The organism is Rhizobium sp. P1_B8 (assembly GCF_056406515.1).
In genome coordinates, this window is sequence record NZ_JBFTZZ010000023.1 from 23,389 (window position 1) to 37,340 (window position 13,952).

The 13,952-nt window shown below is 60.8% G+C and carries 11 protein-coding genes and 1 pseudogene; 7 read left to right on the forward strand and 5 right to left on the reverse strand.

Annotated elements, in window-relative coordinates:
• Positions 1–265 precede the first annotated feature (265 nt).
• From AC1D2N_RS24710 to AC1D2N_RS24720, 3 genes are all read left to right on the forward strand, one after another.
• Positions 266–1,021: a helix-turn-helix transcriptional regulator gene (locus AC1D2N_RS24710; protein WP_047620222.1), complete on the forward strand. Its 756-nt coding sequence runs from the start codon at positions 266–268 to the stop codon at positions 1,019–1,021.
• A 216-nt stretch (positions 1,022–1,237) separates the two neighbouring features.
• Complete coding sequence (gene pyc, locus AC1D2N_RS24715) at positions 1,238–4,702, forward strand: pyruvate carboxylase (protein WP_018244076.1); 3,465 nt, start codon at positions 1,238–1,240, stop codon at positions 4,700–4,702.
• A 197-nt stretch (positions 4,703–4,899) separates the two neighbouring features.
• Positions 4,900–5,472, forward strand: coding sequence for an NADPH-dependent FMN reductase (locus tag AC1D2N_RS24720; RefSeq protein WP_130653291.1), 573 nt, complete (start codon positions 4,900–4,902; stop codon positions 5,470–5,472).
• Positions 5,473–5,516: 44 nt separating this feature from the next.
• Here AC1D2N_RS24720 and AC1D2N_RS24725 read toward each other — a convergent pair whose 3' ends face one another.
• The 4 genes from AC1D2N_RS24725 to AC1D2N_RS24740 all read right to left on the reverse strand — a co-directional run bounded on the left by AC1D2N_RS24725 (position 5,517) and on the right by AC1D2N_RS24740 (position 9,042).
• On the reverse strand, positions 5,517–6,278 hold the full coding sequence (locus tag AC1D2N_RS24725; RefSeq protein WP_018244074.1) for an amino acid ABC transporter ATP-binding protein: 762 nt from the start codon (positions 6,276–6,278) through the stop codon (positions 5,517–5,519).
• Positions 6,275–6,955 carry an amino acid ABC transporter permease gene (locus AC1D2N_RS24730; protein WP_018244073.1) on the reverse strand — a complete coding sequence of 227 codons (681 nt, stop codon included), beginning with the start codon at positions 6,953–6,955 and terminating at the stop codon, positions 6,275–6,277. Before AC1D2N_RS24730 ends, AC1D2N_RS24725 begins: the two co-directional genes overlap by 4 nt.
• Positions 6,956–7,168: 213 nt before the next feature.
• Entirely contained in the window at positions 7,169–7,942 is a 774-nt protein-coding gene (locus AC1D2N_RS24735; protein ID WP_017995516.1) for an amino acid ABC transporter substrate-binding protein, read from the reverse strand.
• 149 nt (positions 7,943–8,091) lie between these two features.
• A complete protein-coding gene (locus AC1D2N_RS24740) occupies positions 8,092–9,042 on the reverse strand; it encodes a DMT family transporter (protein WP_197728272.1) in 951 nt (316 codons plus the stop codon).
• Positions 9,043–9,173: 131 nt separating this feature from the next.
• Here AC1D2N_RS24740 and AC1D2N_RS24745 point away from each other — a divergent pair, with 131 nt between their 5' ends.
• From AC1D2N_RS24745 to AC1D2N_RS24760, 4 genes and pseudogenes are all read left to right on the forward strand, one after another.
• Positions 9,174–9,950, forward strand: coding sequence for a DeoR/GlpR family DNA-binding transcription regulator (locus AC1D2N_RS24745; protein WP_027682417.1), 777 nt, complete (start codon positions 9,174–9,176; stop codon positions 9,948–9,950).
• 65 nt (positions 9,951–10,015) lie between these two features.
• Positions 10,016–11,206 (forward strand): MFS transporter, encoded by a 1,191-nt coding sequence (locus AC1D2N_RS24750; RefSeq protein ID WP_130653290.1) that lies wholly within the window; start codon positions 10,016–10,018, stop codon positions 11,204–11,206.
• A 96-nt stretch (positions 11,207–11,302) separates the two neighbouring features.
• Positions 11,303–12,553 carry a flavodoxin-dependent (E)-4-hydroxy-3-methylbut-2-enyl-diphosphate synthase gene (gene ispG, locus AC1D2N_RS24755; protein ID WP_130653289.1) on the forward strand — a complete coding sequence of 417 codons (1,251 nt, stop codon included), beginning with the start codon at positions 11,303–11,305 and terminating at the stop codon, positions 12,551–12,553.
• A 48-nt stretch (positions 12,554–12,601) separates the two neighbouring features.
• Positions 12,602–13,308: pseudogene (locus tag AC1D2N_RS24760) on the forward strand (pyridoxal phosphate-dependent aminotransferase); the annotation flags it as partial.
• Between the two features lie 17 nt (positions 13,309–13,325).
• Here the strand turns inward: AC1D2N_RS24760 and AC1D2N_RS24765 are convergent.
• Positions 13,326–13,925 carry a TetR/AcrR family transcriptional regulator gene (locus AC1D2N_RS24765; protein WP_112905535.1) on the reverse strand — a complete coding sequence of 200 codons (600 nt, stop codon included), beginning with the start codon at positions 13,923–13,925 and terminating at the stop codon, positions 13,326–13,328.
• Between the last annotated feature and the right edge of the window lie 27 nt (positions 13,926–13,952).

Below are 13,952 nucleotides of genomic sequence, written 5' to 3' on the forward strand. Positions count from 1 at the left end.
ACCTGAACGGGCGATTAACGGAGTAGTCAGGGTTCGATCGTGTGATGATTGCCGCGATCGTATTATCGCAGGATGCGACGAGTGGCCATGACGCCGAAATTGCCGCCTGGCCATATCTCGCAACAATTTGCGCTTGCATTTTATTAAATGTTTAGCACAGCATTAAATTACAGACTGCATTTATTAAAGAAGACCGTTTCGCGACCAGTTTGACCAGCCGCCGACGGCCTCATGCGGGCAACAGGTCCGGGCAAGGGGCATTTTTGTGAATATTGATTCGTTAATTCAATTGCTTGTAATTCTGGAAGAATGCTCAAATCCTGAAGCTGTCGTCACCGAGCTGGAGCAGATCCTCCACGGTTGCGGTTTCGAATATTACGGCCTGCTGCGTCATTTGCCACAGAAACCGGTGCAGCAGAATCCAGAGTCCTGGGCTGCGGCGCTGGCCGGCCGCTGGCCGGAGCATTGGCCGCGGATATATGCCGCGAAAAAATATGCTCTGATCGATCCGATGGTGCGCTATCTCGGCCACGCGCAGCGGCCTTTCCGCTGGCGGGAGGCGATGGCGGCCTTCCACAAGGATGCGCATCAGCGCCGCATGGAGCAGATGATGGTCGATGCCTTCGGCCACGGACTGGAGGACGGCTACATCTTTCCGATCCACGGACGCAACGGTACTCTCGCCAGCCTCAGTCTCGCCGGCAAGCCGATCGAGTTGTCGCCGGTGGAGATCGCATTGTTGGAGGCGGTGGCGCGCAAGGCCTTCTGGCGGTTGCTCGATCTGAAAGGCGAGGCGCCGGCGCTGGAAACCGTCCTGCCGGCAGACACGCCGCTGACGCGGCGAGAGATGGAAATCCTGCATTATCTCGCCGAAGGCATGACTTCGATGGAGATCAGCAAGATGCTGAAGATCTCAAACCACACGGTCGATTGGTATATGAACGGTCTGCAGGATAAACTGAAGGCGAAAAACAGGCAGCAGGCGGTGGCGCTTGCCTTCCGCCACGGCCTGATAAGTTAGAGCAATTCTACATCTCATCGAAGCGAAACGCTCTGGTTTTTACTTTTACGCAACTCCAGACGGAAAACCGCTTCGCACTTTTCCTGGAGTTGCTCCAGCATGGCGAGAAATTGCATTTCGCAGTCGCAAGAGAAATTGAACTTTCTGTAACAAGAAGTTAAGAATTTTCTTCGCGGGTGCAGCATTGCCCGCGCCTGAACGTCTGAGGAGACCGTTTTGCCCATTTCCAAGATTCTCGTTGCCAATCGCTCCGAAATTGCCATTCGCGTGTTCCGCGCGGCCAACGAGCTTGGAATAAAAACCGTGGCGATCTGGGCGGAAGAGGACAAGCTGGCGCTGCACCGCTTCAAGGCGGACGAGAGCTACCAGGTCGGTCGCGGCCCGCATCTTTCCAAGGACATGGGTCCGATCGAGAGTTATCTGTCGATCGAGGAGGTGATCCGCGTCGCGAAACTCTCCGGCGCCGATGCCATCCATCCCGGCTATGGCCTGCTGTCGGAAAGCCCCGAATTTGTCGATGCCTGCAACAAGGCCGGCATCATCTTCATCGGCCCGAAGGCCGATACGATGCGCCAGCTCGGCAACAAGGTCGCGGCGCGCAACCTGGCGATTTCGGTCGGCGTCCCTGTAGTCCCGGCCACCGGACCTCTGCCCGAGGACATGGCCGAAGTGGCGAAGATGGCGGAAGAAATCGGCTACCCCGTCATGCTGAAGGCTTCCTGGGGTGGCGGCGGGCGCGGCATGCGCGCGATCCGCGATCCAAAGGATCTTGCTCGCGAGGTGACGGAAGCCAAACGCGAGGCGATGGCCGCATTCGGCAAGGACGAGGTCTATCTGGAAAAGCTCGTCGAGCGCGCCCGTCATGTCGAAAGCCAGGTTCTCGGCGATACGCACGGCAATGTCGTGCATCTCTTCGAGCGTGACTGCTCGATCCAGCGCCGCAACCAGAAAGTCGTCGAGCGCGCGCCGGCACCCTATCTCTCGGAGGCGCAGCGCCAGGAACTCGCCGCCTACTCGCTGAAGATCGCCGCCGCGACCAATTATATCGGCGCCGGTACTGTCGAATATCTGATGGATGCCGATACCGGGAAATTCTATTTCATCGAAGTCAATCCCCGCATCCAGGTCGAGCATACGGTGACCGAAGTCGTCACCGGCATCGACATCGTCAAGGCGCAGATCCACATCCTCGACGGCTTTGCGATCGGCACCGCGGAATCGGGCGTGCCGCGCCAGGAGGATATCCGCCTCAACGGCCATGCGCTGCAGTGCCGCATCACCACGGAGGATCCGGAGCATAATTTCATTCCGGATTACGGCCGCATCACCGCCTATCGCTCGGCATCCGGTTTCGGCATCCGCCTCGATGGCGGCACCTCCTATTCGGGCGCCATCATCACCCGTTTTTATGATCCCCTTCTCGTCAAGGTCACGGCATGGGCGCCCAATCCGTCCGAAGCGATCGCCCGCATGGATCGTGCGTTGCGCGAATTCCGTATTCGCGGCGTGGCCACCAACCTGACCTTCCTCGAAGCGATCATCGGCCATCCGAAGTTCCGGGATAACAGCTACACGACACGCTTCATCGACACCACGCCGGAGCTCTTCCAGCAGGTGAAGCGCCAGGATCGCGCCACGAAGCTCCTGACCTATCTCGCCGACGTCACCGTCAATGGCCATCCCGAGGCCAAGGACAGGCCGAAGCCGTTGGAAAATGCTGCCGAGCCGGTGGTTCCCTACGCCAATGGCAATACGGTCAAGGATGGCACGAAGCAGCTCCTCGACACGCTCGGCCCGAAGAAGTTCGGCGAATGGATGCGTAACGAGAAGCGCGTGCTTTTGACCGATACGACGATGCGCGACGGCCACCAGTCGCTGCTCGCCACCCGCATGCGCACCTATGATATCGCCCGCATCGCCGGCACCTATGCACATGCGCTGCCAGGGCTTTTGTCGCTCGAATGCTGGGGGGGCGCGACCTTCGACGTCTCCATGCGCTTTCTGACCGAGGACCCGTGGGAGCGCCTGGCGCTGATCCGCGAGGGCGCGCCGAACCTTCTGCTGCAGATGCTGTTGCGCGGCGCCAACGGCGTCGGCTACACCAATTATCCCGACAATGTCGTCAAATATTTTGTCCGCCAGGCGGCCAGGGGCGGTATTGATCTCTTCCGCGTGTTCGATTGTCTGAATTGGGTCGAGAACATGCGTGTCTCGATGGATGCCATTGCCGAGGAGAACAAGCTCTGCGAGGCGGCGATCTGCTACACCGGCGACATCCTGAACTCGGCCCGTCCGAAATACGATCTGAAATATTATACCGACCTTGCGGTCGAGCTCGAGAAGGCGGGCGCGCATATCATTGCGCTGAAGGATATGGCAGGTCTCCTCAAGCCTGCGGCTGCGAAGGTTCTGTTCAAGGCGCTGCGTGAGGCGACCAGCCTGCCGATCCATTTCCACACGCATGATACATCGGGCATTGCAGCCGCAACCGTCCTTGCCGCTGTCGATGCCGGCGTCGATGCCGTCGATGCCGCCATGGATGCGCTTTCCGGCAATACCTCGCAGCCCTGTCTCGGTTCGATCGTCGAGGCGTTGCGCGGTACGGAGCGTGATCCGGGCCTCGATCCGGAATGGATCCGCCGTATTTCCTTCTATTGGGAAGCGGCGCGTAACCAATATGCCGCCTTCGAAAGCGATCTGAAGGGACCAGCATCCGAAGTCTATCTGCACGAAATGCCGGGTGGCCAGTTCACCAACCTCAAGGAACAGGCCCGCTCGCTCGGCCTCGAAACCCGCTGGCATCAGGTGGCGCAGGCCTATGCCGACGCCAACCAGATGTTCGGCGATATCGTCAAGGTGACGCCGTCTTCCAAGGTCGTCGGCGACATGGCGCTGATGATGGTGTCCCAGGACCTGACGGTTGCCGACGTCGTCAGCCCCGAGAAGGAAGTCTCCTTCCCGGAATCGGTGGTCTCGATGCTGAAGGGCGATCTCGGTCAGCCGCCTTCAGGATGGCCCGAGGCGCTGCAGAAGAAGGCGCTGAAGGGCGACAAGCCCTATACCGTGCGTCCCGGCTCGCTGCTCAAGGAGGCCGATCTCGATGCGGAGCGTAAAGTCATCGAGACGAAGCTGGAGCGCGAGATCAGCGACTTCGAATTCGCTTCCTACCTGATGTATCCGAAGGTCTTCACCGACTTCGCGCTCGCCTCCGATACCTACGGCCCGGTCTCGGTGCTGCCGACACCCGCCTATTTCTACGGTCTAAAGGACGGCGAGGAACTGTTTGCCGATATCGAGCGCGGCAAGACGCTCGTCATCGTCAATCAGGCGATGAGCGCCACCGACAGCCAGGGCATGGTGACCATCTTCTTCGAGCTCAACGGCCAGCCGCGCCGTATCAAGGTGCCGGACCGGGCGCATGGGGCGACGGGTGCGGCCGTCCGCCGTAAGGCGGAGCCGGGCAATGCCGTTCATGTCGGCGCGCCGATGCCGGGTGTCATCAGCCGTGTCTTCGTCTCACCCGGCCAGGCCGTCAATGCCGGCGACGTGCTCGTCTCGATCGAGGCGATGAAGATGGAAACGGCGCTGCATGCGGAAAAGGACGGCACCATTTCCGAGGTGCTGGTGCGCGCCGGCGACCAGATCGACGCCAAGGACCTGCTCGTCGTTTACGCAGGTTGAATGGCTGCCGTCCTCGCAAAGACGCCCATCAGCCGACTTTGCGAGCCGACTCCATTCACTCGATTGTGTACGATCGGCCTGTCAAAAAGTTGATTTTTCGAATGTCCGCAGCCTTCGCGCCTTGCCCGGCGCGGAGGCTTTCTCATAGACTTGCACTCTTACCACCTGCCCCCAAGACCCATCAGGAAATCATCTCCATGAGCAAATTGAAGATTGCCGTCATCGTCGGCAGCACGCGTATCGGCCGTTTTGCCGAGCATCCGGCCAAGTGGATTGCCGCTATCGCCGCCGAGCGCCAGGACATCGAGGTCGAGGTTCTCGACCTGCTCGACTACCCCATGCATTTTTTCGGTGAGCAGCGTGCGACGACCGCTGAAAGCGAAACGGCAGAGCGCTGGAAAAAGAAGCTGCGTGAATTCGACGGCTTCATCTTCACCGCTGCCGAGTACAATCACGCTCCGACGGCGGTTCTGAAGAACGCCATCGACCTCGGCGAGTTCATCCAGAAGCCGGTCGGTTTCGTCGGTTACGGCGGCGTCGGCGGCGCACGTGCGGTCGAGCATCTTCGCCTGATCTTCGTGGAAATGGGTGCGGCGTCGGTGAAAACGGGCGTGCATATCGCGCTCGGCGAATATCTCGGCGTCCTGAAGGAAGGCAAGAGCCTCAGCGACTACGCGCATCTCAACGAAGCGGCGAAGAACCAGCTCGACCAGCTCACCTGGTGGGGCAATGCGCTGAAGGCGGCGCGCTCGGTCGTCACGGCCTCCTGATTGGAGTTCCAGCAATGCCGGGATGTTCGCATCTCGGCATTGGCTCAGATATCGTAAGTATGGGCGGCGTTGATCGTCGAAATGAAACGTTTGGTGCGTTCGCGCTCCGGTGCACTGAAGATCGCTCTGGCGCTGCCCGTTTCGACGACGCTCCCGGCTTCCAGGAAAACCACGTCATTGGCGATCTTCGAGGCGAGCCGGAGATCGTGGGTCGCCATCACCATCGTCGTGCCTTCGCTGGCAAGTTGGCCCAGCACATCGACCACTTCGGCCGAAAGCTCGGGATCGAGGGCGGATGTCGGCTCGTCACAGAGAAGCACGCGCGGCGACGGCGCCAGTGCGCGGGCGATCGCGACGCGCTGCTGCTGGCCGCCCGACAGTGTCGAAGGCCAGGCATCGGCCTTATGGGTCATGCCGACCTTGGTCAGCAATTCCATCGCACGCTCGCGTGCCTTTTCCCTCGGCCATCTCAGTACGGTTACCAGGCCTTCCATGACATTCTCGATCGCGGTCTGATGCGGGAAGAGCTGGAAATTCTGGAAGACCATGCCGGTCTGGCGGCGGATCTTCTGGATCGCCGGCCAGCTTGTTCGTTTGCCCGGTGCGAAGGCCAGCCTTTCCTCTCCGAGGCGGATGGAACCGGCGGTCGGAATTTCGAGCAGGTTGATGCAGCGCAGAAGCGTGCTCTTGCCGCCGCCCGAAGGCCCGACCAGCGCGGTGACGCTGCCTTCGGGGATGCGGATACTGATATCCTTGAGGATGACCGCATCGCCGAAGCGCTTTTCGATATTGGAAAGCTCGATCATGCGTTTGCCTCCAGCATGCCGCCATAACGCGCGAAGCGGCGTTCCAGCCGCACCTGCAGCTGCGAGAGGACGGAGCTCAGGACGAGATAGATCAGCGCCGCCTCAATATAGAGGATCAAGGGCTCATAAGTGGTGGCGACGATGCGCTGCGCCGCCTGGAAGAGCTCGGGCACGGTGATGGCGGCGGCAAGCGAGGTATCCTTGACCAGCGAGATGAAGGTGTTCGACAAAGGCGGCACTGCGACGCGGGCTGCCTGCGGCAGGATGGTGCGGCTCATCGCCTGGCGCCAGCTCATGCCGATCGAATAGGCGGCTTCCCACTGGCCCTTCGGTACTGAGGAAATGACCGCGCGGATGATCTCGGAGCTATAGGCACCGATATTCAGCGTGAAGCCGATGAGGGCGGCCGGAAAGGCATCGAGCAGGATGCCGAGGCTCGGCAGGCCGTAGAAGATGACGAAGAGCTGCACGAGCAGCGGCGTGCCGCGGATGACCCAGACATAGAAGCGCGCGATGGCCGAAAGCGGCATCGGCCCGAAGAGCCGGGCGATTGCGGTGGCGAGCCCGAGGGCCAGGCCGAAGACGAAGGATAGCAGGGTCAGAGGAATGGTGAAGATCAGCCCCGCCCACAGGAGCGAGGGCAGTGATTCCGCCATCAGTTGGAGCCAGTGCGCCAAGGGAGTTCTCTCTCGTCGGTTGGGTCGTGATACTCGAAATACCCCTCCCCAACCCCTCCCCACAAGGGGGAGGGACTTATCTAGGTGTCGCCTCGCAAGAAATAGCGACCGAGCGGCAGGCCGACGCGATTATTTGGAGATGAGTCGGTCCGCCGGCTAAGCCCCTCCCCCTTGTGGGGAGGGGTTGGGGAGGGGACTTTTCTTCAGTTCAAATTACTTGGAAACGTCCTGGCCGAAATACTTGTCGGCGATCTTCTTATAGGTGCCGTCGGCCTTGATGTCGGCAAGCGCCTTGTTGATTTCGGCGAGAAGCTCCGGTTCGTTCTTGCGGATGATGACGCCGGAGTAATCGGCATTTTCCTGCTCGGCGACGATCTTCACCGGCGCGTCCGGCTTGTGCTTCTTGAAATCGAGGAAGGAGAGGCTGTCGTTGATCGTGGCGTCGGCGCGCTTGGTCAATACGAGCTGGATCGATTGATCGAAACCATCGGTGCCGACGAGCTCGGCGCCGGCTTCGGTTGCGAGCTTACCGAAGTTGCTGGTCAGCGACTGGGCGGCTTTCTTGCCCTTCAGATCGGCGAAGGATTTGATGCTGTCGTCGCCGTCGCGGGCGATCAGCACGGCCTTGGAGGCGATATAGGGCTCGGAGAAATCATACTTCTGCTTGCGGGTTTCGGTGATGCCGACCTGATTGATGACGGTGTCGTAGCGCTTGGCGTCGAGGCCGGCGATCAGGCCGTCCCACTTGCCTTCGACGAACTCGGCTTTGACGCCGAGCTTGGCGGCGATCGCTTCGCCGATCTCGACGTCGAAGCCGACGAGCTTGCCGCTTTCGTCATGATAGGTGAAGGGCGCATAGGTGCCTTCGGTACCGATCTTGAAGACGCCGGCCGATTTGATGGCGGCGAGGTTTTCACCGGCATGGGCAGGCAGGAGGGCCGCAGCCTGAATGAGGGCGGCGGCGGCGACGGTTTTCAACCAGTTCATTGTTCATCCATCCTTGGGAGGTGTTTCGGATGGGGATAGTTGGCAGAAAATGATGGCGCCGGAAGCGTAGAAAACTGCGAATAAAAGCAGCAACTGCAAATATTTTTCTCAAACGGCCGCTCGAACCGTGAATCCTGCAGAAACAGTCATCAGGCGGTGATGCGGCGGCGCAGTTTTTCGCTGACGATGATGATCAATCCGGCGCCGAGGATCATCGCTGCGCCGACAACCACATTGGGCGTGGGGATGTCGGCCCAGATCAGATAACCCAAGAGGAAGGCCCAGACGAGAGACGTATATTCGAATGGCGCAAGCACGGAGACGGGCGCCTGACGCATGCCTTCGAAAAGGGCGAACTGCGCGCAGCCGGCAACGACGCCGGTGGCAATGAGGAGCGCGAGCTGCGTCATATCGGGGGTCTGCCATGTCCAGATCACGGCAATGCCGGTCATGGCAAGAAAAAAGACGTTGGAAACGGTGAGCTGGATAATGGTCTTCTCGTGCAGCGAGGTCTTGCGCAGCAGCACCATGGCAGAGGCCCAGAGCACGGCCGCCTGCAGCGCCAGATAGACCGGCCAGGAGATGGTGAGGCCGATCGGATTGCAGGCGATAAGGACGCCGACGAAACCGACGCCGACGGCCAGCCAACGTGTCGGCGTGACTTTCTCCTTCAGGATAAGCCAAGCCAGTAAGGTGCCGACGACAGGGGCGGCGTAATAAAGCGTGGTCACTTCGGCAAGCTGCAGGCGGCTTGCGGCGGAATAATAGGAAAGCCAGGCGCAGAGCAGAAGGATACTGCGGGCGATCATCGGCTTGATGATCGGCGATGTCATCGTCTGATGGACGAGCTTGCCGCGGCCATAGGCAAGACAACCGACGAGGATGGTGAGACTGCGGAAAAACAGGATCTGCCAGACGGGAATGCTGGAAGCCAGGATCTTGATGATCGCGTCATGGAAGGTGAACGCCATATAGGCGACGGTCGTGAGCAGGATGCCCAGGCTGACGGAGTTTTTCACGGGGAGAACGCACCAGGTGGCGGATATGCCGGCGGGAATCGGGAATGACCAATCGATATTCCCGCCTCTCGGACCGGTCAATAGGGCTTATTCCTTCCGGTAGTGGAGCTTTATTTCCAAACGTCAGAAAACGTGTAACCGTGCATATTGCCTGCATGATCATAAGCGTTTATGCACGTTTTTAATTTGTAAGCTACGAACTCGGTAGGAACATGCAGGATTTTCTGTTGCGAGAGCGCCAAGGCGTGATTTCCGAGAGGCTGCGGCTGAATGGCCGCGTACTGGCGACGGAGCTTGCGCTCGAATTTGGGGTCTCCGAGGATACGGTGCGTCGGGACCTACGCGAGATGGCAGCGGCAGGGCTCTGCGAGCGGGTCTATGGCGGTGCATTGCCGGTCTCGCCGGCGCATGGAAGCCTGACGCAGCGTATCGGCTTTGCCGCAGACCGGAAACAAGCGCTGGCGCGCGCTGCGGCAAAGCAGATTGCCGCCGGCTCGACCGTGTTCTTCGACGCTGGCAGCACCAATCTGGCGATTGCCAACGCATTGCCGGCCGAACTTGCACTGACGGCTGCGACGAATGCGCCGGCGATTGCCGCAGCGCTGATCGACAAGCCGGCCGTCAACGTCATCCTGATCGGCGGAATGGTGGATCGACAGACGGGCGGTGCGCTCGGCGCCAAGGCGTTGCGGGATATGGAGCAGATTTCACCAGATCTCTGCATTCTCGGCGCCTGCGGCGTCGATCTCGAGGCCGGCATCACGGTGTTCGGCTTCGAGGATGCGGAGTTCAAGCGGTTTGCGACGTCCAGGAGCAAAAGGGTGTTGGTGGCTGCAACCTCGGAGAAATTTGGCACTGCTGCCCCCCATAGCATCCTGCCGGTTGCGCATTGCGAATGCCTGGTCGTTGAGCACGATGCCGATCCGGCCATTCTCGCTCGTTACCGCGAGCGCGGATGCAGGACTGTTCTGGCCGAGAAAACGAACTGAGGCGCCATCACAGAGTTTAGGGAAACCGGGCGCGAGCAAGCCCGGCAATGAGGAAAGATCGGAAAATGGATACTCATGTGAGTAAGCCGGGAGCCCGGAGCGGCTTCGTTACCAGAAGCAGGGCGGCGGTTTCTCTGCTCTTTCTCATGAACGGTTTTGTCGTCGGCTGCTGGGCGCCGAAGATCCCCGATTTTGCCGAGCGTCTGGCGCTGACCAAGTTCGAGCTTGGGCTGATGATCCTCGTCTTCGGCGTCGGCTCGCTGGTCATGATGCCGCTCGCCGGTGCGCAGATCGCCAAACACGGCTCGCGTGTCGTCGTCCAGATACTGGCTCTTTGCGTGTTGCCGTTGCTGCTGGCATTGACGCTCGCGCCAAATGTGCTCACCGGGGCAATCTCGCTCTTCCTGTTCGGCGGCTTCATCGGCGCAATGGACGTGGCGATGAATGCCAATGCGGTGTCGGTCGAGAAATCCATGCGCCGCGCCATCATGTCGTCCTGCCACGCTTTCTGGAGCCTTGGCGGGCTGATCGGTTCCGGTCTCGGCGGCATCGTGATCTCCAAGCTCGGCATTCTCGGCCATGCGCAACTGGCGACGGTGCTGGCGGCAATCTTCGTTGCCGTCGCCTGGCCGATGGTCCTTGCGGATCCGCCGCATCCCGACACCAAGAAGGAAAAGACGAAGTTGCCGATGGTGCCGCTGCCGTGGCTGCTCGGACTGATGGCGCTGTTCAGTATGGTGCCGGAAGGTGCGGTTCTGGACTGGGGCGCGCTCTATCTCCGGCAGGAAATGGATGCATCCGTGGCACTTTCCGGCCTTGGTTTCGCAGCCTTTTCGGCGACCATGGCAATCATGCGCTTTGCCGGCGACCTGGTGCGCGACCGTCTGGGCGGCGTCAAGACGCTGCGCATCTGCACGCTGTTTGCCATTATCGGCATGCTGCTTGCAGGCTTGGCGCCGAATGCCGAGCTTGCCATCCTGGGCTTTGCATTTTGCGGCATCGGCATTTCCAACATGGTGCCGATCGCCTTCTCGGCGGCGGGCAACATACCCGGACTCAAGCCCGGCATCGCCATCTCGGTGGTCACGACCATGGGCTATTCCGGCATGCTGGTTGCGCCATCGTTGATCGGCTTCGTCGCCGAGCATATCGGCTTTGCCGTCGTTTTCATGGCGCTGCCGGTGCTGCTGCTCGTCGTTCTCCTGCTCTCCAAGCTGGCCCATTATGCCGATGGGACCTCCGGAGGCGGTCACTGAGCCGCCTCCCAACAAAAGTGATATCAGGGGCGGTTGACAAGCAGCCGGCCTTGATCCACCTGAAAAGCACTGTTTATAGGGGTGCAAGAACTCTTCATGTCTTCAGCCGCCGATTTTGATCCGAAACCGCGCCGCGCTTCCGTTGCCGTCGATGTCGGCGGTGTCATCGTTGGCGGCGGGGCGCCGGTCGTCGTGCAATCCATGACGAATACCGATACGGCCGATATCGATTCGACCGTCGCGCAGGTCGCCGCTCTGTTCCGCGCAGGCTCGGAATTGGTGCGTATCACCGTCGACCGCGACGAGAGTGCGGCCGCCGTGCCGAAGATCCGCGAGCGGCTGCTGCGCCTCGGCATGGACGTGCCCTTGATCGGCGACTTCCATTATATCGGCCACAAGCTGCTCGCCGATCATCCTGATTGTGCCGCGGCGCTGGCGAAATACCGCATCAACCCCGGCAATGTCGGCTTCAAGGACAAGAAGGACAAGCAGTTCGCCGAGATTATCGAGATGGCGATCCGCTATGACAAGCCGGTGCGCATCGGCGTGAATTGGGGTTCGCTCGACCAGGATCTGCTGACGGCGCTGATGGACCAGAATGCCGAAGCCGGATCGCCGCTTTCGGCCCGGCAGGTGATGCGCGAGGCGATCGTGCAGTCGGCGCTGCTTTCTGCAGCCCTTGCCGAAGAAATCGGCCTGCCGCGCAACCGCATCATCCTGTCGGCCAAGGTCAGCCAGGTGCAGGACCTGATCGCCGTCAATTCCATGCTCGCCGAACGCTCCAATCATGCGCTGCATCTCGGCCTGACCGAAGCCGGCATGGGCACCAAGGGCATCGTCGCCTCGTCGGCGGCGATGGGCTTCGTGCTGCAGCACGGCATCGGCGATACGATCCGCGTGTCGCTGACACCCGAGCCGAACGGCGACCGCACGCGCGAAGTCCAGGTGGCGCAGGAAATCCTGCAGGTCATGGGCTTCCGCCAGTTCATACCCGTGGTTGCGGCCTGTCCGGGGTGCGGACGCACGACGTCGACCGTGTTCCAGGAGCTTGCCCAGAACATCCAGAACGACATCCGCAAGAACATGCCGGTTTGGCGCGAAAAATATCCTGGCGTCGAGGCGCTGAACGTCGCCGTCATGGGCTGCATCGTCAACGGGCCGGGCGAAAGCAAACATGCCGATATCGGCATTTCGCTTCCCGGCACCGGCGAGACGCCGGCGGCCCCGGTCTTCATCGACGGGCGGAAGGCGCTGACGCTGCGCGGTCCCAATATCGCCGCCGACTTCGAGGCGCTGGTTGTCGACTATATCGAGAAACGGTTCGGCCAGCGGACGGCGGCGGAATGAGCGCCCATAGGTTCGGATGAGCCAGTACTGGTCGCCAATCGTCAGCGCCTGCTATACTGTGTCGGGGCGATCGAGGTGCCGGTCGACGGCAGGTTCCAGGTCCGGCTGGCGGATTACGACAGGCCATGCGGCGCAATCATCATCCCCAATCCGAATGCGCCGACGGGATCGGCCTGCCGCTAGCCGGCATCGAGGCACTTCTTGCCGCCCATCCGGATGCAGTCGTCGTCATGGACGAGGCCTATATCGATTTCGGCGGTAAAAGCGCCATCCCGCTGATATCCACGCATCCCAATCTGCTTGTCATTCAGACCCTGTCGAAATCCCGTTCGCCTGCAGGTCTGCGCGTCGGCTTCGCGCCGGGACAGCGGCCGCTGTTCGAGGCGCTGGAGCGGGTCAAGGACAGTTTCAATTCCTATCCGCTCGATCGTCTGGCGCAGCTCGCCGCGACGGCGGCGATCAAGGATGAGGCGTGGTTCCAGACATGCCGGAGGAAAATCATCGCCAGCCGGGAAAGCCTCGTCTCCGAACTCGAAACGCTGCACTTCTAGGTCCTGCCGTCCCAGGCCAATTTCGTTTTTGCCAGGCACGAGAGACAATCGGGTGTAGCGCTTCAAGCCGGCTTGCGGGAGCGGAACATTCTCGTCCGGCATTTCGCCAAGCCACGTATTTCGGATTTCCTGCGCATCAGCATCGGCGCGGACGAGGAGTGCGCGCGCCTGGTTTCCGCTCTCAAGGACATGCTGGCGGCCTGAGCAGCCCACCGATTTCCTCAGCTTTCGGCCATGGCGCCGGCAAGCAAGGTCTTTGCGGTCCAGCGCAGAACCTTCTCCGCTTCCTTGGGCTCCAGCTCGCAGATGTCACGCATCACCACCAGTGCCTCTATGCCAACCGCCAGCGACAGTGCGTGGACGAGGCGCTGAAAATTCTTCGGCGGCATGGTTGCCTGCAGCGGTGACATCGCCTCTTTCAGCCATGCGATGCGGCGGCCACCGCGGCGGACCTGCGCTTGGCCGACAGCCGAGCTGCCGAGAAGCGCGCGAAAGACGCCCTCATTGTCGATGACCATCTTGAAGATCTGCGAGACCAGGTCGTCGAGCCGATGGCCGACCTCCGCATCGCCCATGTCGTTCCGCGCTGGCGGGATCTTGATCACATCCGCAACGCCATCGAGGACCGCCTCGCGGATGATTTCATCCGGCGTCGAGAAATATCGGTAGGCCGTCGCGCGCGAAATGCCAGCGAGATCGGCCACTTCGGCGACCGAGGGGTGGCCGCCTTTCTCTATGATCTCGCGCGCGGCACGCAGCAACTCGACACGCGTGCGACGCTTTTGATTGACCCTCTCGAATCTTTTTTCTTGACTGTCCATTCATGCCTCGTTATGAGATTGATGTCT

Coding starts and splice junctions, on each gene's coding strand:
- AC1D2N_RS24725 (WP_018244074.1), bottom strand. CDS start 6,278: ATGATCGAGCTTTCCAATATCGAAAAGCGCTTCGGCGATGCGGTCATC.
- AC1D2N_RS24765 (WP_112905535.1), bottom strand. CDS start 13,925: ATGGACAGTCAAGAAAAAAGATTCGAGAGGGTCAATCAAAAGCGTCGC.
- AC1D2N_RS24750 (WP_130653290.1), top strand. CDS start 10,016: ATGGATACTCATGTGAGTAAGCCGGGAGCCCGGAGCGGCTTCGTTACC.
- AC1D2N_RS24720 (WP_130653291.1), top strand. CDS start 4,900: ATGAGCAAATTGAAGATTGCCGTCATCGTCGGCAGCACGCGTATCGGC.
- AC1D2N_RS24745 (WP_027682417.1), top strand. CDS start 9,174: ATGCAGGATTTTCTGTTGCGAGAGCGCCAAGGCGTGATTTCCGAGAGG.
- ispG (WP_130653289.1), top strand. CDS start 11,303: ATGTCTTCAGCCGCCGATTTTGATCCGAAACCGCGCCGCGCTTCCGTT.
- AC1D2N_RS24735 (WP_017995516.1), bottom strand. CDS start 7,942: ATGAACTGGTTGAAAACCGTCGCCGCCGCCGCCCTCATTCAGGCTGCG.